We start from the raw sequence: 20,181 nt of genomic DNA on the forward strand, positions 1-20,181 counted from the left end.
GCTCCTCGACGAGGCCCCGCCGCCCACCGAGCAGCAGCGGACCCAAGTCCGAGCACTCCTCACCACAACCTCAGAACAGAGAGCCGCCGCATGAAGTCCACGAACCCGTACGAGCGGATGGAGTGGGCATACTCCATCCCCGACCTGAGCCCCACGCAGAAGTCGGTTCTGCTGAACCTCGCGTTCCGGGCGAACAGCACCACCCGGAGGACCTGGCCGTCGCTCGGGAAGATCGCCGACGACGTGTTCAAGGCCGCGGAGGTGCTCGGCGTCGAGACTGCCGAGCTCGCCGAGGTCATCGCCCACGCCGAGGAGGTAGCGGCATGACGGAAACACACATCGTCCAGGTTGCCGACGAGACCCTGACAGACCTGCCGGTTGTGGTCTCACAGGTCCGCACGGCAGACGGATCGCCCCGCTACCAGCGCCGGGTGCATCTGACCCTGGCCAGCGCACAGCGGGCCGTGAGGCGGGCCCAGGAACGCGGCTGTGACGCCACGATCCGCCTCTGCCGCCTGGTGCCGGTCGATCCGGAAGGCGGTGCCCATGACTGAAATGCTCCCGGCCCCCAGCAGTGAGCGCGAGGTCTCGATCTACCAGACCGGCTATCACTTCGGAGTTGCTCAGGGCGTCCGCCTTGGCCGCGCACAGCTCACCGACGAGCAACTGGCGTTCCAGGCCGAACAGGCCCGTCTGAACCCCTTCCCCGCCGAGGACAAGATCAAGTCCCTACGCGCACACCGGGCACGGACGCAGGGCCGCACACGACGGGAGGCAGCATGACAGCAACTGAGACTGATCCGCTGAGCGGCGCGTTCTCCGCAGAATGGCTCATGGACCAGCAGTTCCCGCCGATCCAGTACGCCGTAGAGGGCATCATCCCAGAGGGGACCGTCGTGATCGTCGCGCCCCCGAAGCTCGGCAAATCCTGGCTGGTGCTGGACGTGGCGCTCAATGTCTCCGTAGGCGGCTTCGCCCTGGGATCGGTGACAGTTGAGCGTCGGCCTGTGCTGTACGCAGCGCTGGAGGACGGACCGAGACGACTGCAGTCCCGCCTACGGATTCTGGGCTGTGCCCTCGGCTCGGCGGACCTGGAGTTCCTGACCGAGCTGACCGCGAACCCCGTAGAGACCATCCTCGCCTACCTGGAGCGCCGAGGCTCTGAGCGACCGCTGATCATCATCGACACCCTGCAGAAGATCAGACCCGTCTACTCCGGTTCGGACCAGTACGGGCACGACTACTCACAGCTGGGACAGCTCAAGGCCGCAGCCGACAGCACCCCCGGCGCATCCCTGGTGCTGGTCCACCACACCCGGAAGAGCAAGGGCGACGGCGGCGACTTCGTCGAGTCCGTGTCTGGCACGCAGGGCATCGCCGGGGCAGCGGACACCATCATCACGCTGACCCGTGATCGTCACGACGGCGCAGGGACGCTGAACGTCACCAGCCGGGACGCCGCAGAAGGTCAGTACGCGGTGAACTTCGCAGAAGGCCGATGGACGCTAGAGGGCTCCACGCTCGCCGAGGCCGCGCAGGCCGTCCAGCAGCGCGAGGCCACCGACGGAGTAGGCGACGACATGAGCACCATCGTCGGTGTCGTCTACCAGCACCCCGACGGGATCAAGCGCGGCGACCTCATCTTGGAGGCGGGTCTCCCCGCGAGTGTTGTGGACGTGTGCCTCACTCGTGCGGTGAAGGCGCAGCGGATCGCCCGAGCCGGTCGAGGTCTCTACACCCCTGTAAGAAGTGAAAGTTCTGCAAGGTTCGGGGAAGAGTCCGCCTCCGATCTTGCAGACCTTACACACCTTTCAGGGGGTCTGGACGACCACTGTGGCGCTGAACCGAACTGGACCGGACGCATCGTGAAGCTCGACAAGGCCCGAGGAGGCATCGACTCATGAGCCACAACATCACCCCCGCATCAATCCGCGACGCACTGGGGTACATGCAGCTATGGGACACAGCCGATGCCGAAGCCCGCGAGGAGCTTCTGCGCATGGGAGGCGTCGCCATGGTCGACACCATCGTGCTCATCTTCGCCGACGTCGCCGAACAGCACGGCAAGCACCTACCCACCCTGGCCGGACGCTGGCGACTCACACACGAGGCCACCGCCGACGCCACCGACTGCGACGGCCTCACCACTACCGACCGGGAGGACGCATGAGAATCATCCGATGCCGCGCCTGCGGACAGGTCATCTACCTACCAACCACAGCCCCCACGGCCCCCGAACCCCTCTGTGGAGCCCACAAGACCGACACACCCCGGCAGGCCGAGGCCGCAGCACCAGAGACGGCAGCACAGCGGGAGCCGGTGCCGGAGCTCGACAAGCTGAAACGCCCCCAGCTGGCCGCACTGGCAGTGCGCCGCGGACTCGCCGCCGACGAGGACGACCTACAAGGTCTGACCCGTACTGATATCCGCCACATGATCGAACAGCAGGAGGCCGCCCAATGAGCAGCGCAGACGGCACACCCGAGACCCCACTGCCCACTGCGGTCCCCCACGACGAGGACCACATCATCCACCCCCGAGACAGACGGGCCGAGCGTCTGGCAGAGCACCAGGGCACCGCCCACCAGCAGCCGAATGGAGACACCACACGATGAGCACCAACACAGACTGGTTCACCACCACCCCGGCCGCCGCACTGCGCGCCGAGGGCATCATGCACGCCTTCCGAGAGCGGCGCATTGAGGACATCGGGGACATGCTGAGCATGGACTACCTCGACGCTGAGGCAAACAACCCTCTGCATCTGCTGGTGGCACTGATCAGCATCGCCGACCGCCTCGGCGACTGCGCCGCCCAGCTCATCGAGCAGGGCGAGTCCACCGAAGACACGGCAGGGCGTGACACCACCATCGCGGCCCTGACCCGCGAGGCCGCCCGCGTCGTCGCCGAGGCCGCCCACGACATCCACGACGACCAGGAGGACGCGAACGATGAGTGAGACCACCGAGACACCCGAGGCCACCGAGCACGCCGAGGAGCACCAGCAGGAGCCCGCGACGACGCCCGAGGCAGTGCAGGACCACACGGACCCCGTTGACGCCTCCGTGGACCACACCGACGGCGACCAGGACGACGCGCCGGAGGATGACGACACCGATCCTCGAGTGTCCAAGCTCCGCCAGGAGTCCAAGCGCTACCGGCAGCGGCTCCGCGACGCAGAGGCCCAGCGAGACCACCTCCAGCAGCAGTTGCAGGCCGCCCGCGGCGAGAACGTCACCAGCGCACTGACAGCAGCGCTCGACGGCCGCGCCGTCATCCGCCCCTCAGATGTCTACATGCTCACCAGCACCACCGCGGAGGACTACGTCACCGAGGACGGCACCACCGACACAGACGCCATCGAGACCACCGTCTCGGAGTTGCTGCAGCAGCGGCCCGAACTCGCCGAGCGCAGCACACGGTTCGACTCCGCCCGCGGCAAACAGCGGTCCAGCAGCCCCGAGAAACAGACCATGGCCGACGCGTTCAGACCACCGGAGAATCGCCAGAGCTGACCCCGCGTGTCAGACCTCTGAGATAGACTGAGAGCTGGGAGCACCGTCCAGGCCCGGAGCCATGGACCACGCTCCCAGCTCTCCCCCTCTCACAGGCGGGGAACCCGGATAGGCCCCGGCGGCCACCAGGCAATGACACCGATCATCGCTAGGTGGCCGTACGCGCATCTGCAGGCCACCGGAAAGGACAGCTCATGTCCACCATCACCACGAACACCAGTGACAAGGCATGGTCCCCGGACCGGGTAGCCATCGCCGCCGACGACGCCGTACCCGAGGCGCTGCTGCTGCAGGCCGCCACCGTGCACGGCTCCATCAACGGTGACGAACCCGCCGTGCGAGTCCCCTGGGTGGACGACGCCGCCGCTGATTTCGTCGTCGAGGGCAACACCATCCCCGAGGCGGACCCCGCGCTGAACGAGGTCGTCGTCACCACCGGAGCCGTCTCGCAGCTGCTGCGGATCTCCCGCGCCCAGTACCAGCAGGAGCACACCGCGAACCTGCTCAACAACTCGGTGCGCCGCGCAGTCACCCGCAAGGCCGACGAACAGTTCATGAACGCCGACGGCACCAACAACGCCGGACTGCTCGGAGTGCTGCAGGCCCCCGGCGTCATCGACGGTGGCACCATCGACACCGACCTCGACCCGCTGGCCGACCTGCTCGCCACCATCGAGCAGAACAACGGCGAGCCTGACATCATCGTCGCCAGCCCCACCGCATGGGGGTCTCTGCGCAAGCTCAAGACCGCCACCGACTCCCACGAGTCCCTGCTTGGAGCAGGCACCGACGACCAGGCCAAGCGACTGCTTGGAGTCCCCGTTGTCACCTCCCCTGCGGTGCCCGCCGATCAGCTCGCAGTCATCGACTCCCGGGCCATCGCCGCAGCCGCCGGACAGGTCAACGTCGCCACCAGCGAGCACGCCTACTTCGACAGCGACTCGGTGGGGCTCCGCGTGACCTGGCGCATCGGCTGGGCACCGCAGCACGCCGAGCGTGTGGGCAAGCTGACCACCGGGACGGCCGCCTGACACCCCACCCCTCATGACACCCCCCTGGGGTATGATGGGGGTGGTGGTACTTCCAGTCAGTCAAGGTGGAAGCGAGACCCCCAGACCATGGGCGCAACGCCCGAGAGTCTGGGGGTCTCTTCATGCCCCACCACCCGCAGCACAACGCCGCCTCCGACGGACCGCAGCTCGCGCCACGGATCGACAACAACACTCAGAGCGCGTGAACAGAACTCATCGATACAGCGCACAGCGACACCTCACAGCCGCCCACACTCCACCGCGGACCAGCACAGCGCGGACCTGCACCACAGCCGCAGCGACGCGACGACAGCAGCCGACCGCCGCACAGACTCACCAGAGCCACGAGACGACCAGCTCGGCAACCATCAACACCAGCAGAACGACACTCACAGAAGCGCTCAGAGCTCCACAGAGCGACGAGCACAACGCCGCCGCACCAGCCACCACACGAGCACGCACCAAGGCCACAGGGCGGCGCACGACGCCAGCATGAGCCACCAGGGGCAACAGAAGGGTGGGGGTACCCCCTACCGGGCCGTGAATGTCAGCCGCCGGGCAGGAAAACTCGCACCGCCGGGGGTTTTACCTTTTCTGGCGGGTGGGGTCAGAGGAGGTCACACCATGGGTGCACACAGACCCTTCCCTGAGGGGCATAGAACACAGGGGGCTGCAGCTTTCCTGATGGTGTTGCAGTAGCCGTCGAGACTCTGAGTCGGACGCGTTGCGCCTGTGATGACCAGCGCGGCCCAGCAGCAACCGACGTCCAATACACAGCCGAAAGCATTCAGCCCTACCGTCAGGTACATCCCAGAGCTTAGCGTGGGCCGTGATGCCCCGCCCTGGGGCTTAGCGCGAGCAGAAAGGGAGACACATGGACGAGCCACACGCGAGCTTGAACGACTTGTACAACCAGAATGAGGCCATCATTGGCCTTCTGGAACGCTTGAACGAGAATGTGCATCTCATCCGCGAGGCCACCTATGGGCAGACGGCCTCCGAGTCAGGCAAGCCCTACGAGAACCCGAAGCACGGCCATTGGGGGATGACTGATGCGGATCAGATCCAGTCCCTCGAACAGGTCCTCCATCAGATTGCCGACGGACTATCCGCGCTGACATCGCGCTGAACTCCGAGGATCAGGGATATGGCCAAGAAGCCGCACAACTTCCAATGGCTCGGGTTTACCGACGAGCAGATCAAGCTGCTTGATCTCATCGACCATGTAGGGAACAACGGATGGGCCCGCAATAGCCAGACCGAAGAGATGCTGCCCAACGTCTTGGCCCATTGCGCCAAGGAAGGCCTCACCATCGACCAGGTTGTAAGCGCAATGGAGTCCATTGGCTACGACCGGAGGACGACCCACCAATTGGTGCGATGGGACAGGAAGCGCCGCACCGGAAAGTTCGGCAAGTAGGTACTCGACGACGACACCCGTACACAGGAAACTCGTTCGACCCTTGTCGGGCGTCCCGCGGGGCACACGCTGAGGCCCCTGGATGAAGTCACCATCCAGGGGCCTCGTTGCGTCCGAAAGTAGGGACGGTCGCATTTGAAATGCGACCCTTAGACACAAGTCGGCCCCGGCACTCATGGCCGGGGCCTAGACTCGTCCAACTAAGAGCAATAGCCGTGACGCCTCATCCACGTTTCCAGCGCTTCCACAACTGTGCAGTCATTCTCGACCGCGTATATCTTGAGGTCATCCACGTAGTACACGTCGCTGATGGAGTCCATAGTTCCTCCCGGATAGATAGCGGACCCGCCTGCGGCGGGACTGGAGCTTGTCATGATCCCCTTCCCCAAGAAAGCCCGACACCACCGCCCCCGCTCTGCGCCATTCGCCCCACGACTACTAGACCCCCCGCTGTAGCGGAGCGTCGAAAGCTGTGGGCCTAGCCGCCGCTGGCCTGCGGCGGCTCCTCGTCCTGGTACCACGAGGTTCGGAAGGGTGTAACCAGAGATCCTGATGAGGGCGGGGACCCGATCGAAAACGCCCGGAGAACCTGTCTCAACGGGCCTTTCCCCGCCTGCCAGTGCTGGCTACACTGGAAGCGATGAACCGCCCGTCTTGCGGTTCTCCTGACCCCCGGAGGTTCCCGCCTCGCGGGGGTCTTTCATGTGCTGTTGCGTGTCTAAGAATCGCTCATGCAGCTCGGCAGCTCCGGGCCGGAGCCGTTGCGCGAACCTTTCGTGGAGTTCTCCCGGGACTACCGCGCCGGGCAGAACATGCAGACCTGCTTGCGCCGCCTGAAGGATCGGCTGGCTGATCCTGTTGGAGACCGAATCATCGTCGCACTGACGATCACGCGGGAGGTCGGCGGCACGGACTTGGGACGGCTGCTGGGGACATTGGCCGAGTTCCTTCGGGAGAACGCCCGCACGCGCAGCGAGCTGGAGGCTCGGCAGTCATGGACGGTCAATGCCGCGAAGCTTGCCGTCTCTGCCCCATGGATCGTGGTGCTGCTGCTGTCCACTCAGCCCGAGGCCGCTGCGGCCTATCGCGGCATGACAGGCTTGATGGTGCTCGCCGTCGGGTTGGTGGTGTCCATGGTCTGTTATCGGCTCATGCTGCGCATCGGCGCCCTGCCGAGGGAGGGGCGGGTGCTGCTGTGAGCGTGACGATCACCTGGGCGGTCATCGCCGGGCTGGGCCTGGGACTGGGGCTGGTGACGGCGATCTTCTCCCTGCCCGTGCTGAACAGGCCTCGATTCGTGGACAGGGTCTCTCCTGCCCTGCGATCCACGGGGGTCGGAGAAGGCCTGTTCACCAGCTCGGGACGGCCTCTGGTCCAGATCGGAGCTGTCGGGCGCATCTTCATCCCGCTGGTCAAGGCGACCATCGTCCGCCTGGATCGGTTCAGCATCGACGTCGCCGCGCTCCAACGGCGGCTGGACCAGGCCGATTCCATCGTCTCTCCTTCGGAGTTCCGGCTTCAGCAGCTGATGATGGGAGCGGCAGGCGCGGTGCTGGGTGCGGCGGTGAACCTGTTGGCCCTGATGTCCGGCCAGTTCCATGGCGTGCTGGCTGTGCTGAGCGTGGTGGTGCTGGCCGTGCTCGGCTTCGCCCTCCGTGACAACCTCCTCACCGTCCAGATTCGTCGTCGACAGAGCCGGATGCTTGCGGAGTTTCCCACGGTCGCCGAGATGATCGCCCTGGCAGTGAGTGCCGGGGAGAGCGCTCCGGGGGCCTTCGAGCGGGTCAGTCGGGTCTCCCAGGGTGAGCTCAACGTCGAGCTCACCCGAGTGCTGCACCAGACTCAGGCAGGCTCCCCCTTCTCCCAGGCGTTGAAGGAGATGTCGCTGCGCGTCCAGTCTGCTCCGATCTCTCGTTTCCTGGAGGGCATCATCGTGGCTATGGACCGGGGGACCCCGCTGGCCGAGGTGATGCGGGCACAGGCAGAGGACGTGCGGGACCTCTCCAAGCGTGACCTGATGGAGACCGCCGGCAAGAAGGAGATCTCGATGCTCATCCCCTTGGTCTTCGGGGTGCTGCCGTTGACGGTGATCTTCGCCGTCTATCCCGGACTCGAACTGCTCTCGATCGGAGTGTGACCTCACCACCGCCATCACCTGCTCATCTGCCCCGCTGATCGTCCCGTGCCTCGACGCACTGCGGCGACTGAACGAACCGACCATCATCCACCACCGAACCGGAGAGGAACACCACCATGCACGAAGACGAGACCCCGACCCAGGCGCCGCACACCCGAGGTTCTGCGGAGATCGAGCCGACCGGCGGCCTGTCGGCGCTGCTGACCCGTCTGCAGACCGAGGAGCGCGGCGATGTGCCCGGTTGGGTGATGATCACTCTGATGAGCGCGGTGCTCGTTGCGGGGCTCCTCGCTGTCGCTCAGCCGGCCCTGCAAGGTCTGTTCAGCGACGCCATCCAGCAGGTGTCGCGCTGACCGTCGGTGACGCAGCGATGCGGACGACGGGAACCCCGGGCGCAGGGCAGCAGAGCCCGTGGCGCGGGGCTCGCCTGCAGGAGGAGCGAGGTGCGGCCACTGCGGAGTTCACCATGGTGGCGGTGCTGCTGATCGTGCTGACACTGGCGGTAATCCAGCTCACCACCTTCGTCCACGTGCGCAACGCCGTGATCGATGCGGCCTCTCAGGGGGCCCGCTTCGGCGCCCTGCACGATCGGACCGCCGAGGACGGTGTCGCCCGGACGCAGTCTCTGATCCGCTCGTCGGTCGCCGTCGGCCACGCTGACCAGGTCAGCTACAGCTACGTCGAGGAGGAGGAAGGTCGCACGCTGCGGATCACCGTCCGCGCGGCGGTTCCGCTGATGGGGATCGGTCCCGGAGTCGGGACTCTCGAGGTGCAGGGGCGGGCCTATGAGTTCGAGTGAGCTCTTACCGTCAGACGCGCAGCCTCACCTCGGACGGGCACGGCCGCGGGGAGCCCTCGCACGGGCCGTGGCCGCCCTGCGAGGCCGCCTCGGTTCGACGTCCGCCCAGGACGGTTCGTCGATCGTCGAGTTCATCATGCTCGCGGTGCTGCTGCTGATCCCGATCATCTACTTCGTGGTGGGCGTCTCCACCGTCCAGGGCGCCACCTACGCCGCGGCCGGAGCGGCAGACCAGGCGGCGAAGATGTACGTCTCCACAGAGGGAGGCGATCCGCAGGCGGAGCGCCGCAGTGAGGCCGCCGTGCTGGCGACTCTGCAGGACTTCGACATCGACCCCGCGCGAGCCACGGTCACGCGCAGCTGTCCGCAGGGCACCTGCACCGCCGACGGCGATCTTGTGGCCTTCACCGTCGAGATCCAGGTGCCTGTCCCGCTGATCCCGGACATCGGCGGCTGGTACCCCACGTTGGTCGCCGTGTCCGCCACATCGGTGCAGATCCAAGGAGGGTGAGTGCCGTGATCGTCACGTCCCGAGACGCCCACGGATCGCGGCTGCGCCGCCTGAGGTCCCGGGCCCTGAGAGTGCACCGTGAGGAGTCCGGCCAGTCCACCGTGCTGATCCTGGGCATGATCCTGGTGGTGCTGATGCTGGTCTCCGTGGTGGTCGGCGCCACTTCGGTGAACCTCGAGGCCCGCAAGCTCCTCTCTGCGGCCGACGGTGCTGCCTCCGCGGCCGCGCAGAGCGCCACGACGGCGGGCACGTCCCCCGCACTGACCTCCACCCAGGTCCGGGCTCAAGCTCAGGACTACCTGGAGGCATCCGGCGCCCCCGGCCGCCTGATGCACCTGGAGGTCACCGACGCCTGGGTCGCCGACGGCGGGGAGACCGCCCATGTGCGGCTCGGCGCCTCGGCCGAGCTGCCGATCCTCAGCTGGTTCCTGCCGGCCGAGGTCCCCGTCACCGCCGAGTCGCATGCACGTGTCAGCCTCAACCGTTGAACCTCCGTCCCCGGTCCGCCCGAGCTGTCCGCTCCGACTGCGGCCCGTCCGCCCGGCCGGCCCGCACGTCGCGTCTCGTGGGTCGGAGGCGGAGGCGGAGGCGGAGGCGGTGGCGGTGGCGGTGGCGCGGCAGACGAACCTCGGCGCCAGCCGGTAGGGTGGTGTCGTTATGGCAGAGACTGATTTCCCCACCGAGCTGCGCTCCCTGCGCTCCACCCTGACCCGCATCACCGACGTCACCGACGTGGACAAGCTCCGGGACGAGGTGGCGGAGCTCAGTGAGCGGGCGGCCGCGCCGGATCTGTGGGACGACCAGGCCAACGCCCAGAAGATCACCTCCCAGCTCAGCCACAAGCAGACCGAGCTGGAACGCCTGACCAAGCTCGCCGGTCGCATCGACGATGTCGAGCTCATGGTGGAGATGGCCCAGGAGGAGGAGGACGACGACGTCCTCGCCGAAGCGGTCCAGGAGATCGAGTCCATCCGCAAGGCTTTGGAGTCCTTGGAGATCGTCACCCTGCTCGCCGGAGAGTACGACGAGCGCGACGCCGTGGTGACCATCCGCTCGGGGGCCGGAGGGGTGGACGCCGCCGACTTCGCCGAGATGCTGCTGCGCATGTACACCCGCTGGGCCGAGCGGCGCGACTGGACGGTCAAGGTCCTCGACACCTCCTACGCCGAAGAGGCCGGGCTGAAGTCCGCCACTTTCGAGATCAAGGCGCCGTACGCCTTCGGCACCCTCTCGGTGGAGGCCGGCACGCACCGTTTGGTGCGGATCAGCCCCTTCGACAACCAGGGCCGTCGCCAGACCTCCTTCGCCGCCGTCGAGGTCATCCCGCTCATCGAGGGCACCGACAGCATCGACATCGACGAGAACGACCTCAAGATCGACGTCTACCGGTCCTCCGGCCCGGGCGGACAGAGCGTGAACACCACCGACTCGGCGGTGCGCATCACCCACCTGCCCACCGGCACTGTGGTCTCGATGCAGAACGAGAAGTCCCAGATCCAGAACCGCGCCGCCGCCATGCGCGTCCTCGAGTCCCGACTGCTGCTGCTCAAGCAGCAGGAGGAGGCCGCCGAGAAGAAGGAGATGGCCGGCGACATCAAGGCCTCCTGGGGTGACCAGATTCGCTCCTACGTGCTGCACCCATACCAGATGGTCAAGGACCTGCGCACCGAGCACGAGGTCGGCAACACCTCGGCGGTGCTCGACGGCGACCTCGACGGTTTCATCGACGCCGGCATCCGCTGGCGCGCCCAGTCGCTGCTGGAGAACTGACCCGCCCGTGGGTCCGACGGCGGCAGGAACTTCCGGCACGCCGTCGCTGATGGGCTGAAAGCACCCATTGCTGAACTAGAGTCAGAATGCGCCGGTCCGTCTTCCCCGACCTGTGCCCCGAACGGCCGGTGCGCGCCGGGGCAGCTGGTGAGAGATGATCCGTTTCGAACACGTCACACGGCGCTATGAGCCGGGAGGCCGTCCGGCCCTCGACGACGTCTCCGTGGAGTTCCACCGTGGCGACTTCGTCTTCCTGATCGGCGCCTCCGGCTCCGGGAAGTCGACGCTGCTGCGCATGATCCTGCGCGAGGGGCTGCCGCAGCAGGGCAAGGTCACCGTGGCTGGACAGAACCTCGGCCTCATGCTCGAGCGTCGGGTGCCCGACTATCGCCGCAGCGTCGGCATGGTCTTCCAAGACTTCCGCCTGCTGCCGGACAAGACCGTCTTTGACAACGTCGCCTTCGCCATGCGAGTCATCGGGGCGAAGCGCTCGCAGATCCGTCAGCGGGTGACCGCCGTGCTGGAACGGGTCGGTCTTGAGGACCTCTCCCACCGGTATCCTCATGAGATCTCCGGCGGCGAGCAGCAGCGCGCCGCCATCGCCCGCGCCATCGTCAATGAGCCCGCCATCGTGCTCGCGGACGAACCCACCGGAAACCTCGATCCGCGCGCCTCGGACGAGGTCATGAAGATCCTGCGCTGGATCAACGCTTCCGGCACCACCGTCATCATGGCCACCCATGACCGTGTCATCGTCGATCGCATGCGCCGCCGGGTGGTCCAGCTCCACGACGGCGCCCTGGTCCGTGACGACGAGCGTGGTTCCTATGACCCCCCGCGCGGGTCCCACGCCTGGAGCATCCTCCGCGACGAGGAGACCAGTGGCGGACTCCGAGCCCAGGACCCCCGCCCTGCGCCGGAGCCGGCGCCGCACACCGTCACCGCAGACGCCGCCCGCAGCGCGGGGCACCCCGTGCCCTCAGCAGCAGAGAACGCAGAGAACGCAGAGAAGCCAGAGAACGCAGAGAAGGCAGAGGACGCATCAGCGACTCGCACCGGCGCGGAGGGCGACCAGGACCGGGACCCGGCCCCCGCGGCCCAGGATGAGGGGATTCGGGTGACCTGGCCGGAGCACCTGCGCAGCCAACAGGTGGAATCCGGGCTCCCAGAACCCACCGGCGAGTTCGACGGCGCCGAGATGCCTGACCTGGGCCGTGACGGATACACCATGCCCGAGCCCGAAGGTGAAGGCGCGGATCCGGAGCGACTGCGGGACGCGCTGCGTCAGGCGGTCTCCTCCCACACGCAGATGTCCGCCGGGCCCGAAGGCGTGGCCGAGAAACCGAAGCTCTCCTGGCTCGCGCACGCCTCCGGGGGAGCGGTGGATCGCCCGGGCAGCGCAGTCACGCCGGCAGCGCCAGGGTCCGAGCGTGCTCGACGTGACGAGATCGAGGACGCCCGGTTCCGCACGCAGAGCGGCGATGATGAGCCGCCTGTCCACGAGCCTGAGCATCCGGCCCACCGGGGGCAGGGGCCTCGACGACGGCCCCCGGTGCTGCCGGCCGGCCCTGCTGGGGGTGACCCCGCGGCGACTCCGGACGAGCGCGAGGAGCCGGTCCCCGCTGACCCGGAGGCGTCGGGCTCGGCCCCTTCCGGCCCGGCGCCTGGCCCGCAGGCTGACCGGGATGTTCCGGAGATCGGACTCGATGCGCTGCGCGAGGCGGTCTCTTCTCACACGCAGATCTCGGCCGGACCGGAGGGTGTCGCCGAGCACCTCCATGAGTCCTGGTTCACCCACGCCGCGCCGGGCCTGGTCGATCGCGCCGGCAGCGCTGACTCGCCGGCGCCCCCGGGTTCCGCCCGGGCCCGACGTGACGAGATCGAGGACGCCCGGTTCCGCACGCAGAGCGGCGATGATGAGCCGCCTGTCCACGAGCCTGAGCATCCGGCCCACCGGGGGCAGGGGCCTCGACGACGGCCCCCGGTGCTGCCGGCCGGCCCTGCTGGGGGTGACCCCGCGGCGACTCCGGACGAGCGCGAGGGAGAAGGGGGTGACGACCTGCCGCCGGAGGAGGGTCAGCCCGAGGAGGTGGACGGCGATGCGGGCGATGACCGCGATGCGGGCGCGGGCCAGCGGGCATCCTCGGATCGGGGTGACCCCGCGGCTGATGACGCCCCCACGGATGAGTCGGGGCAGGTTCCCCGGCCACGCTCGTCAGCCTCGCAGACCACGTACACCGACACCCGCCGCACTGCCGAACAGCTCGGGGTCAGCGGTGAGCGTCGCTCCTTCTGGCGACGACTGAGGAGGAACAGATGAATCGCCTGCTGTATATGCTGCGCGAGACGTTCACCTCGCTGCGCCGCAATGTGGCCATGGTGGCCTCGGTCATCCTGGTCACCTTCATCTCTCTGACCTTCGTCGGGGCCGCCGCCCTGATGCAGACCCAGGTCGATCAGATGACCGACGACTTCTACGACCGTCTCGAGGTCTCGGTCTTCCTCTGCACGGACAACTCCGCCCAGTCGACGTGTCCCACCGGGGCGATCAGCCCGGACCAGCGGGATGCGCTGGAGCACTCGTTGGAGGACGGCGCCGCCAGCCAGTACGTGGCCAGCTTCCGCCACGAGTCTCAGCAGGAGGCGCTGGAGAACTTCCTGGAGTCCCGGGGGGAGAGTGCCCGCACTGCCTCGCTGGAGGTTGCGGACATGCCCGAGTCATTCCGGGTGCTGCTCCACGAGCCCGAGGAGTACCCCATCGTCACGGAGCTGTTCTCCTCGGCGCCCGGGGTGGAGAACGTGGCCGATCAGCAGGAGGTCCTCGACCAGATCTTCGCGATCCTCAACGGGCTGACGATCGTCGCGCTGATCATCGCGGCCGTGATGCTCGTCTGTGCGGTGCTGCTGGTCTCCACCACCATCCGCCTCTCCGCCTTCAGCAGACGCCGCGAGACCGGCATCATGCGCCTGGTCGGGGCCTCCAAATCGATGATCCGCCTGCCCTTCGTCTTCGAAGGGGTGATCGCCGCCGTCGTCGGCTCCCTGCTGGCCTGCGCGGCGACCTGGGTGATCGCGGAGTTCCTCCTGGGCCAGTGGCTCTCCCAGCAGGTGCCGGGCATCCAGTTCCTCGACGCCTCCGCCTCCTGGCTCATCATGCCCGGGCTGGTTCTCATCGGTGTGCTGCTGGCGGTGCTCTCCTCCTGGCTGACGGTCCGGCGCTACCTGCGCGTATGAGCTCGGACGGGCGGCCTACGGGCTCTGCCGGGAATATTGTGGCCCGGGGGCCGGTTGTCGTATACTGAAAAACCTGCTCCGCACAGGCTGTGCGGCAGGATCGATGATTGACAATCACACATGGGGACGATCGGTTTCGACGATCTGAGTTGAGCATGGGGAAGCGGGCCGAGGATGCAGGGTGCCCTCGTTAATACCATTCTGCAACCCAATAAGTGCCGATTCTAAGCGCACTGACTTCGCCCTCGCTGCCTGATAGCAGCGACCGCGAGTCTGTCAGCCTGAGGTCGCTATCGCCTCAGCAGCTGGCATCAGCTAGATAGCCACTGGAGCGCCGCCTTCGTCGTGGGGGCGTCGCTCGACAATCACACGACTGGGCCCGGGTCAGCCACTTGTCTGCACGATGGCTGGGGCCGAGCAACACCCGAAGCGCAGACTGCGCCCGGAGAAGTCCATGTGATGCCAGATCGGACGCGGGTTCGATTCCCGCCGTCTCCACCACCGCAGAAGGGCCGTCGGCCGATGAGGAACTCCTCGTCAGCCGGCGGCCCTTCGTCGTGTCGTGTGGTGTGTCATGGGGCGCGGCGCCTGTCCGCCGTCAGCAGCAGTCGCTCAGGCGGCGCCTCGGTTGCGGTAGCGCATCGCGCGCTGGGCGTCACGCTCGTCCTGCTTGCGGCGCAGCGTCTCCCGCTTGTCGAACTCCCGCTTGCCTCGGGCGATGCCGATTTCGACCTTCGCCCGGCCGTCCTTGAAGTACAGCTGCAGTGGCACGATCGTATTGCCCGACGACTCGATCTGCCGGGTGATCTTCACCAGCTCCTTGTGATGAAGCAGCAGCTTCCGCTTCCGGCGGGCGCTGTGGTTCGTCCATGTGCCGTTGAGGTACTCGGGAATGTGGACCTGCTCCAGCCACAGCTCCCCGGAGTTCGAGAACGCGGCGAAGCCGTCGGTCAGGGAGGCCTGCCCCTCCCGCAGGGACTTCACCTCGGTGCCGGTCAGCACCAGCCCCGCCTCATAGCGATCCAGGATCGTGTAGTCATGCCGTGCGCGCCGGTTGGTGGCGACCACGTGGTTGTTGGGATCCTTCTGCGCCTTGCCGGCCTTCTTCTTCGCCATGGTGCCACCTCCTCGCAGTTTCCTCGGTGTCAGTCTCTGCGGCCGCATGGCCGGCCGCCGAGCCGACTGTCCATGATACACCCAGCACCTCAGAGGTGGGCGGTCTCACGTCGTGCCCCTGAGCCGGTCGCAGGCGTTGCCACGCGCAGGCCGGGGGAGCGGTCAGGGAGCCAGCAGCCCGGAGATCGCGATGCCCAGTCCGGCGGCGAGGACGCCGCAGACGATGTTGACCAGCCAGATCCAGGCGGCCTGCAGGCGGTGGCCGTCCGCCCACCGTTGGGCGGCGCGCAGCGACACGGTCGCGAAAGTGCTCAGCGCCCCGATGAGTCCGTAGCTGAGCACGGTGAGCACTCCTGGCGAGAAGACGCCGGCCTCCGGAGCCGGCTGCACGGCGGTCAGGGCGGAGAACTCCCCGTAGAGGAAGCCCAGCACCAGGCAGCCCAGCGTGTTGGCCACCAGGATCCCGTAGCGCACATAACGGTCCAGCAGCAGGCGCAGCACGGCCCCGCCGGCCCCGCCGACGGCGACGCCGAGCACCAGGGCGACGGAGAGCGTCGTCGTCATCGAAGGTCACCTCCGCGGCTCGACTCCCGCGCACCGGTAGCGACGGCGTAGGGGTCCTCCACGCAGCCGCACATGGCCCGCCCCACCGTGATCCCCGCTGCGGCCGCACCGGTCGCGGCGATGACGCTGATCAGCAGATAGGAGAGCATCTCCAGAGTTCCCGGATTCACATAGGTCACTGCGCTGAGCTCCTCGAAGACTCCGCCGGGCACAGCGGGCATCACAGAGAGGACCACCAGGGAGAAGGTCGAGTAGGAGCCCAGCAGCCCGGTGCCCAGCACCGGCACGGCCCAGCGTCGCAGCCAGGGACGCACCGAGGCCACCCCGGTGAGCACGCCCAGCAGACCGGAACCGGAGATGTTGATCAGCAGCGTCGTCCACGGGAACTTCATACCGTGCTCAGGAATGATGTGCCCCAGGGCCAGCCGCAGCAGGGCACCCACCGCCCCGGCACAGGCGACCAGCAGGATCAGCGCCACCAGCGGTGGGGCTGATGGCGTGGCGGAGGCTGAGGGGGGATCGACTGGCGAGGACACCGTCCAAGCCTAATACGCCGCGCCGCCGACGCCGGCCAGCCAGGCCATGGGGCCCCTGGATCAGTCGTCGTCACCGGAGGCAGGCGCCCCCGGAGCGGAAGGCCGCACCACCGAGACGCGCATCGCATGGGCCAGCTCATGGGCGAGCCGGATGCCTTCGCCGGCTTCGGTGCGGGCCACCACGACGTCGCCGGCCTCCGACTCGGTGACCTGCACCTGCGCGCCGATCTCCACCTGCTGCTCCGCCAGCACGCGCAGGGCGTCCGGGACGCCGTCGTCGACCTGCTCCAGACGGACCGCAGAGGACGCCGGCACCCGGCACAGCAGCTCAGTGTCCGGATAGTCCAGGCTCAGGTCCGGGGCGGGGATGGGGTCCCCATGCGGATCCACCCGCGGATGGCCCAGGCGGTCATCGAGCCGATCCACGAAGTTCTCCGAGACGGCGTGCTCGAGCCTCTCTGCCTCCTCATGGACCTCGTCCCAGCCATAGCCGAGCTCGCGCACCAGCCAAGTTTCGATCAACCGGTGCCGACGGACCATCGCCAGGGCCAGTTGGCGGCCCTGCTCGGTCAGCCGGATCGGCGCATAGGGCTGATGATCCACCAGGCCGAGATCGGCCATCTTGCGCACCATCAGCGTCACCGAGGGGTTCGACACCCCGAGGGTCCGAGCCAGGGCGGAGGCGGTGACCGCGGCGTCATCCCACTCGGCCAGCCCATAGATGGTCTTGGCGTAGTCCTCCACCGATGTCGTCGCCGAGGCGGTGCGGGTGGAGCGTCCCTGGGCGGAGGTGCGCGGGGTCATGGGATCCTCTCGGTCAGCGCAGAAGCCTGATCAAGTCTAGAGGTCACCGGGCGACGGCGCCTCTGCGTCACCCGGCCCAGCAGCCCCCTCCGTGGGGCGAACAGATAGGCCAGGGTGAACTGCACCGCCTGGACCAGCACGATCGTGCCTCCGGTGGCGATGTCCAGCCAGTAGCTCGCATACACCCCCACCAGGGCGGAGAGCACCGCGGACGACGACGCCACGGCCAGCATCCGGCCCACCGTGCGGGCGAGCAGCTGGGCGGTGGCTCCTGGAATGACCAGCATCGCCACCACCAGGATGATGCCCAGGGTCTGCAGGGCCGTCACCGTGGTCAGCGCCAGCAGCATCAGCAGCACGGTGGACAGGCCGGCGGCGGAGAGCCCGATGGTGTGGGTGAAGGTGCGGTCGAAGGCCAGCAGCGTGAAGTCCCGGCGCTTGATCAGCAGGATCGCCGCGGTGAGAGCACCCAGGGCCAGCACCTGGTAGAGATCCGTTCGGGAGGTCCCCAGCACATTGCCGAAGAGGATGTGCTGCAGGTGCGTCTGGCTGGGAGTCCGCGAAATGAGCACCAGACCCAGCGCGAACAGCGAGGTGAACACCACTCCGATGGACGTATCATGCTTCAACGTCGCGGACGTGCTGATTCCGCCGATCAGGGCGACTGCCAGCATGCCGAACACGAAAGCGCCCACCGCCATCGGCACCCCGAAGATATAGGCCAGCACGATGCCCGGCAGGATGGAATGGGCCACGGCCTCGCCCATCAGCGACCAGCCCATGAGCACCAGCCAGCAGGACAGCAGGCCACACACTGCCGCCGCCACCACGGAGACGAGCAGGGCGTTCTGCATGAAGCCGAACTCCAGGGGCCCCACCAGCAGGTCGGTCAGCGCCGTCATCGCCCAGCCTCCGGCTCGTGCGTCTGCGGGCCGTGCACCGGTGGCCCCAGGCCCAGCACCGTGCCGAAGGCTCGGGCGAGGCGCTCCTCGGTGAGCACGTCCTCCGGGGTTCCGGAGGCGAGCACTGTGCGGTGCAGCAGGACCACCTCCTCGGCGAGCTCCGGAATGCCTTCGAGGTGGTGGGTGGAGATCAGCAGCGTGGTGCCGGCGTCGCGCAGCTGGTGCAGCACGGAGACGAGGAGCGCCTCCGAGACTCGGTCCACCCCGGCGAACGGTTCGTCCAGCAGCATCAGCGGTGCCTCTTGGGCGATCGAGCGGGCCAGAAAGGCTCGCCGCCGCTGCCCGCCGGAGAGCTCACCGATGGTGCGCGCCCGCAGTTCGGTCAAGCCCACCTGCTCCAGGGCCGCATCGACCCCGACGCGGTCGGCTGGGCGGGGGCGTCGGGTGAAGCCCATGTGCCCATAGCGGCCCATCATGACGGTCTGCTCCACCGTGATGGGAAAGGCCTGGTCCACCTGATCGTGCTGGGGGACGTAGCTGACCAGGTTCCGCCGGCGGGCCGTCTGGGGGGCGCGGCCGAAGAGCCGCACCCGCCCGGCGGCGGGGGAGCGAAGCCCCAGCAGAGTGGAGAACAGCGTGGACTTGCCCGAGCCGTTGGCGCCCACCAGGGCGCACAGCCGTCCGGGGCCGACCTGCAGATCGACCTGCTCGAGGGCCAGCACCCCGGGGTATCCGGCGCTGAGACCCTCGACTGCGATGGCGGCTGGGGTTCGGTCGCTCACCGGTCGGCTTCCTCAGGGTCCGCGTTGTCAGGGTCCGCGTTGTCAGGGTCCGCTCCGTCGAGGATCAGCTCAAGGCCATGCCGCAGCAGGTCCAGATAGCTCGGCACCGGACCGTCCTCCGCGGAGAGCGAGTCGACGTACAACGGGTCACCGAGCTGGGCCCCGGAGTCCTCGGCCACTTGCTGTTGGGCGGCCTCGTTGACCGTGGACTCGCAGAACACCGTGGGCACCTCGTGCTCGCGGACGTATCGGATCTGGGCCTCGATCTGCTGCGGTGTGCCCTCGTCGTCGGCGTTGATCGGCCACAGGTAATGCTCGCCGAGATCCAGATCCTGCGTCAGGTAGCTGAACGCCCCTTCGCAGGTGACCAGGTGGACGTCGTCGAGCTCGGCGGCACGTTCGCGTGCTGCGGCGTCAAGGTCCTCCAGCTCCCCACGCAACGCCTCGGCGTTCTCGGCGAAGACCTCGGCGTCCTGCGGGGACAGCTCCGTCAGGGCGGCCTCGACGCCGTCCACATAGGTCACGCCCTGCCGAGGAGACATCCACGCATGGGGATTGGTCGGCATCTCGGACGACTCGTCCGGGTGCTCGGGCAGCCGGGTCACCGGCAGCGGATCGACATCCTCGGTCACGGTCACCGTGGGGGCCTCGGACTGAGCGAGGAACTGGTCCAGCCACGCCTCCAGACCCAGGCCGTTGGCGAGGATCAGGTCGGCCTCGGCGGCATCGCGCACATCGCCCGGGGTGGGGTCGTACTCGTGGATCTCTGCGCCCAGCGGGGTGATCGAGCGGACGTCGACACGGTCACCGCCGACCGTCTCGGCGATGTCCTGCAGCACGGTGAAGGTGGCCAGCACCACGGGCCGATCCTCGCCGGCCTCCGGGGCGCCGGTGTCGTGGCCGCCGGCGTCTGGGTCGGCGGATCCGTCGGCGGCGCAGGCGCTCAGGGCCAGGGCGCCGAGGGCGAACAGGGACGTCGTCGTCATTGAAGTGCGCAGCATGCCCCCCAGTATGGTTTAGGCATACCTAAAGTTGCAAGCGGTGCTCGCGGGTCGTGACA

The 20,181-nt window shown here is 67.7% G+C and carries 27 protein-coding genes, 1 other RNA gene and 1 pseudogene; 22 read left to right on the plus strand and 7 right to left on the minus strand.

Going from position 1 to position 20,181, the window contains the following annotated elements:
* Positions 1-90: 90 nt before the first annotated feature.
* The 22 genes and pseudogenes from ACYVKI_RS03245 to ssrA all read left to right on the plus strand — a co-directional run bounded on the left by ACYVKI_RS03245 (position 91) and on the right by ssrA (position 14,918).
* On the plus strand, positions 91-327 hold the full coding sequence (locus ACYVKI_RS03245) for a hypothetical protein (protein WP_460688898.1): 237 nt from the start codon (positions 91-93) through the stop codon (positions 325-327).
* Positions 324-554, plus strand: coding sequence for a hypothetical protein (locus tag ACYVKI_RS03250; RefSeq protein WP_460688899.1), 231 nt, complete (start codon positions 324-326; stop codon positions 552-554). Before ACYVKI_RS03245 ends, ACYVKI_RS03250 begins: the two co-directional genes overlap by 4 nt.
* On the plus strand, positions 547-783 hold the full coding sequence (locus ACYVKI_RS03255) for a hypothetical protein (protein ID WP_460688900.1): 237 nt from the start codon (positions 547-549) through the stop codon (positions 781-783). Before ACYVKI_RS03250 ends, ACYVKI_RS03255 begins: the two co-directional genes overlap by 8 nt.
* Positions 780-1,904 (plus strand): AAA family ATPase, encoded by a 1,125-nt coding sequence (locus ACYVKI_RS03260; protein WP_460688901.1) that lies wholly within the window; start codon positions 780-782, stop codon positions 1,902-1,904. Before ACYVKI_RS03255 ends, ACYVKI_RS03260 begins: the two co-directional genes overlap by 4 nt.
* Positions 1,901-2,170: a hypothetical protein gene (locus tag ACYVKI_RS03265; RefSeq protein WP_460688902.1), complete on the plus strand. Its 270-nt coding sequence runs from the start codon at positions 1,901-1,903 to the stop codon at positions 2,168-2,170. The genes ACYVKI_RS03260 and ACYVKI_RS03265 overlap by 4 nt, the downstream gene beginning before the upstream one ends.
* The gene (locus ACYVKI_RS03270) at positions 2,167-2,463 is read left to right on the plus strand and encodes a hypothetical protein (protein WP_460688903.1); all 297 of its coding nucleotides are present in this window, start codon (positions 2,167-2,169) and stop codon (positions 2,461-2,463) included. Before ACYVKI_RS03265 ends, ACYVKI_RS03270 begins: the two co-directional genes overlap by 4 nt.
* Complete coding sequence (locus tag ACYVKI_RS03275; protein WP_460688904.1) at positions 2,460-2,615, plus strand: hypothetical protein; 156 nt, start codon at positions 2,460-2,462, stop codon at positions 2,613-2,615. Before ACYVKI_RS03270 ends, ACYVKI_RS03275 begins: the two co-directional genes overlap by 4 nt.
* Positions 2,612-2,959 (plus strand): hypothetical protein, encoded by a 348-nt coding sequence (locus tag ACYVKI_RS03280; RefSeq protein WP_460688905.1) that lies wholly within the window; start codon positions 2,612-2,614, stop codon positions 2,957-2,959. The genes ACYVKI_RS03275 and ACYVKI_RS03280 overlap by 4 nt, the downstream gene beginning before the upstream one ends.
* Complete coding sequence (locus tag ACYVKI_RS03285) at positions 2,952-3,515, plus strand: hypothetical protein (RefSeq protein WP_460688906.1); 564 nt, start codon at positions 2,952-2,954, stop codon at positions 3,513-3,515. Before ACYVKI_RS03280 ends, ACYVKI_RS03285 begins: the two co-directional genes overlap by 8 nt.
* A 194-nt stretch (positions 3,516-3,709) precedes the next feature.
* Complete coding sequence (locus ACYVKI_RS03290; protein WP_460688907.1) at positions 3,710-4,546, plus strand: phage major capsid protein; 837 nt, start codon at positions 3,710-3,712, stop codon at positions 4,544-4,546.
* A gap of 874 nt (positions 4,547-5,420) precedes the next feature.
* Positions 5,421-5,675, plus strand: a complete 255-nt coding sequence (locus tag ACYVKI_RS03295; RefSeq protein ID WP_460688908.1) for a hypothetical protein — start codon at positions 5,421-5,423, stop codon at positions 5,673-5,675.
* 18 nt (positions 5,676-5,693) lie between these two features.
* Positions 5,694-5,966 carry a hypothetical protein gene (locus ACYVKI_RS03300; RefSeq protein WP_460688909.1) on the plus strand — a complete coding sequence of 91 codons (273 nt, stop codon included), beginning with the start codon at positions 5,694-5,696 and terminating at the stop codon, positions 5,964-5,966.
* A 722-nt stretch (positions 5,967-6,688) separates the two neighbouring features.
* A pseudogene (locus ACYVKI_RS03305) lies at positions 6,689-7,165 on the plus strand (type II secretion system F family protein); the annotation flags it as partial.
* Entirely contained in the window at positions 7,162-8,103 is a 942-nt protein-coding gene (locus ACYVKI_RS03310; protein ID WP_460688910.1) for a type II secretion system F family protein, read from the plus strand. The pseudogene ACYVKI_RS03305 and the gene ACYVKI_RS03310, both read left to right, overlap by 4 nt.
* A gap of 116 nt (positions 8,104-8,219) precedes the next feature.
* Positions 8,220-8,456 carry a hypothetical protein gene (locus tag ACYVKI_RS03315; protein WP_460688911.1) on the plus strand — a complete coding sequence of 79 codons (237 nt, stop codon included), beginning with the start codon at positions 8,220-8,222 and terminating at the stop codon, positions 8,454-8,456.
* 17 nt (positions 8,457-8,473) lie between these two features.
* Positions 8,474-8,902, plus strand: coding sequence for a TadE/TadG family type IV pilus assembly protein (locus ACYVKI_RS03320; protein WP_460688912.1), 429 nt, complete (start codon positions 8,474-8,476; stop codon positions 8,900-8,902).
* A 67-nt stretch (positions 8,903-8,969) separates the two neighbouring features.
* A complete protein-coding gene (locus ACYVKI_RS03325) occupies positions 8,970-9,413 on the plus strand; it encodes a hypothetical protein (RefSeq protein ID WP_460688913.1) in 444 nt (147 codons plus the stop codon).
* Positions 9,414-9,418: 5 nt separating this feature from the next.
* Positions 9,419-9,901: a pilus assembly protein TadG-related protein gene (locus ACYVKI_RS03330; RefSeq protein ID WP_460688914.1), complete on the plus strand. Its 483-nt coding sequence runs from the start codon at positions 9,419-9,421 to the stop codon at positions 9,899-9,901.
* Positions 9,902-10,070: 169 nt separating this feature from the next.
* Positions 10,071-11,183, plus strand: coding sequence for a peptide chain release factor 2 (gene prfB / locus ACYVKI_RS03335; RefSeq protein WP_460688915.1), 1,113 nt, complete (start codon positions 10,071-10,073; stop codon positions 11,181-11,183).
* Positions 11,184-11,337: 154 nt separating this feature from the next.
* Positions 11,338-13,503 carry a cell division ATP-binding protein FtsE gene (gene ftsE / locus ACYVKI_RS03340; protein WP_460688916.1) on the plus strand — a complete coding sequence of 722 codons (2,166 nt, stop codon included), beginning with the start codon at positions 11,338-11,340 and terminating at the stop codon, positions 13,501-13,503.
* Positions 13,500-14,417, plus strand: a complete 918-nt coding sequence (ftsX, locus tag ACYVKI_RS03345; protein WP_460688917.1) for a permease-like cell division protein FtsX — start codon at positions 13,500-13,502, stop codon at positions 14,415-14,417. Before ftsE ends, ftsX begins: the two co-directional genes overlap by 4 nt.
* Positions 14,418-14,539: 122 nt before the next feature.
* Positions 14,540-14,918: a transfer-messenger RNA gene (ssrA, locus tag ACYVKI_RS03350) on the plus strand.
* Positions 14,919-15,029: 111 nt separating this feature from the next.
* Here the strand turns inward: ssrA and smpB are convergent.
* From smpB to ACYVKI_RS03385, 7 genes are all read right to left on the minus strand, one after another.
* Complete coding sequence (smpB, locus tag ACYVKI_RS03355) at positions 15,030-15,533, minus strand: SsrA-binding protein SmpB (protein WP_460688918.1); 504 nt, start codon at positions 15,531-15,533, stop codon at positions 15,030-15,032.
* A 162-nt stretch (positions 15,534-15,695) separates the two neighbouring features.
* Positions 15,696-16,097 carry a fluoride efflux transporter FluC gene (locus tag ACYVKI_RS03360; RefSeq protein WP_460688919.1) on the minus strand — a complete coding sequence of 134 codons (402 nt, stop codon included), beginning with the start codon at positions 16,095-16,097 and terminating at the stop codon, positions 15,696-15,698.
* Entirely contained in the window at positions 16,094-16,633 is a 540-nt protein-coding gene (locus ACYVKI_RS03365; RefSeq protein ID WP_460688920.1) for a fluoride efflux transporter FluC, read from the minus strand. The genes ACYVKI_RS03360 and ACYVKI_RS03365 overlap by 4 nt, the downstream gene beginning before the upstream one ends.
* A 60-nt stretch (positions 16,634-16,693) precedes the next feature.
* The gene (locus ACYVKI_RS03370) at positions 16,694-17,437 is read right to left on the minus strand and encodes a metal-dependent transcriptional regulator (RefSeq protein WP_460688921.1); all 744 of its coding nucleotides are present in this window, start codon (positions 17,435-17,437) and stop codon (positions 16,694-16,696) included.
* On the minus strand, positions 17,434-18,339 hold the full coding sequence (locus tag ACYVKI_RS03375; RefSeq protein WP_460688922.1) for a metal ABC transporter permease: 906 nt from the start codon (positions 18,337-18,339) through the stop codon (positions 17,434-17,436). Before ACYVKI_RS03375 ends, ACYVKI_RS03370 begins: the two co-directional genes overlap by 4 nt.
* Positions 18,336-19,121, minus strand: coding sequence for a metal ABC transporter ATP-binding protein (locus ACYVKI_RS03380; protein WP_460688923.1), 786 nt, complete (start codon positions 19,119-19,121; stop codon positions 18,336-18,338). The genes ACYVKI_RS03375 and ACYVKI_RS03380 overlap by 4 nt, the downstream gene beginning before the upstream one ends.
* Entirely contained in the window at positions 19,118-20,122 is a 1,005-nt protein-coding gene (locus ACYVKI_RS03385; protein WP_460688924.1) for a metal ABC transporter solute-binding protein, Zn/Mn family, read from the minus strand. The genes ACYVKI_RS03380 and ACYVKI_RS03385 overlap by 4 nt, the downstream gene beginning before the upstream one ends.
* Between the last annotated feature and the right edge of the window lie 59 nt (positions 20,123-20,181).

Source organism: Nesterenkonia suensis, from assembly GCF_054782935.1.

Coding starts and splice junctions, on each gene's coding strand:
- ACYVKI_RS03385 (WP_460688924.1), bottom strand. CDS start 20,122: ATGCTGCGCACTTCAATGACGACGACGTCCCTGTTCGCCCTCGGCGCC.
- ACYVKI_RS03320 (WP_460688912.1), top strand. CDS start 8,474: ATGCGGACGACGGGAACCCCGGGCGCAGGGCAGCAGAGCCCGTGGCGC.
- ACYVKI_RS03260 (WP_460688901.1), top strand. CDS start 780: ATGACAGCAACTGAGACTGATCCGCTGAGCGGCGCGTTCTCCGCAGAA.
- ACYVKI_RS03295 (WP_460688908.1), top strand. CDS start 5,421: ATGGACGAGCCACACGCGAGCTTGAACGACTTGTACAACCAGAATGAG.
- ACYVKI_RS03280 (WP_460688905.1), top strand. CDS start 2,612: ATGAGCACCAACACAGACTGGTTCACCACCACCCCGGCCGCCGCACTG.
- ACYVKI_RS03250 (WP_460688899.1), top strand. CDS start 324: ATGACGGAAACACACATCGTCCAGGTTGCCGACGAGACCCTGACAGAC.
- ACYVKI_RS03275 (WP_460688904.1), top strand. CDS start 2,460: ATGAGCAGCGCAGACGGCACACCCGAGACCCCACTGCCCACTGCGGTC.
- ACYVKI_RS03375 (WP_460688922.1), bottom strand. CDS start 18,339: ATGACGGCGCTGACCGACCTGCTGGTGGGGCCCCTGGAGTTCGGCTTC.
- ACYVKI_RS03315 (WP_460688911.1), top strand. CDS start 8,220: ATGCACGAAGACGAGACCCCGACCCAGGCGCCGCACACCCGAGGTTCT.
- ACYVKI_RS03370 (WP_460688921.1), bottom strand. CDS start 17,437: ATGACCCCGCGCACCTCCGCCCAGGGACGCTCCACCCGCACCGCCTCG.
- ACYVKI_RS03285 (WP_460688906.1), top strand. CDS start 2,952: ATGAGTGAGACCACCGAGACACCCGAGGCCACCGAGCACGCCGAGGAG.
- ftsX (WP_460688917.1), top strand. CDS start 13,500: ATGAATCGCCTGCTGTATATGCTGCGCGAGACGTTCACCTCGCTGCGC.
- ACYVKI_RS03245 (WP_460688898.1), top strand. CDS start 91: ATGAAGTCCACGAACCCGTACGAGCGGATGGAGTGGGCATACTCCATC.
- smpB (WP_460688918.1), bottom strand. CDS start 15,533: ATGGCGAAGAAGAAGGCCGGCAAGGCGCAGAAGGATCCCAACAACCAC.
- prfB (WP_460688915.1), top strand. CDS start 10,071: ATGGCAGAGACTGATTTCCCCACCGAGCTGCGCTCCCTGCGCTCCACC.
- ACYVKI_RS03300 (WP_460688909.1), top strand. CDS start 5,694: ATGGCCAAGAAGCCGCACAACTTCCAATGGCTCGGGTTTACCGACGAG.
- ACYVKI_RS03265 (WP_460688902.1), top strand. CDS start 1,901: ATGAGCCACAACATCACCCCCGCATCAATCCGCGACGCACTGGGGTAC.
- ACYVKI_RS03255 (WP_460688900.1), top strand. CDS start 547: ATGACTGAAATGCTCCCGGCCCCCAGCAGTGAGCGCGAGGTCTCGATC.
- ACYVKI_RS03360 (WP_460688919.1), bottom strand. CDS start 16,097: ATGACGACGACGCTCTCCGTCGCCCTGGTGCTCGGCGTCGCCGTCGGC.
- ACYVKI_RS03290 (WP_460688907.1), top strand. CDS start 3,710: ATGTCCACCATCACCACGAACACCAGTGACAAGGCATGGTCCCCGGAC.
- ACYVKI_RS03270 (WP_460688903.1), top strand. CDS start 2,167: ATGAGAATCATCCGATGCCGCGCCTGCGGACAGGTCATCTACCTACCA.
- ftsE (WP_460688916.1), top strand. CDS start 11,338: ATGATCCGTTTCGAACACGTCACACGGCGCTATGAGCCGGGAGGCCGT.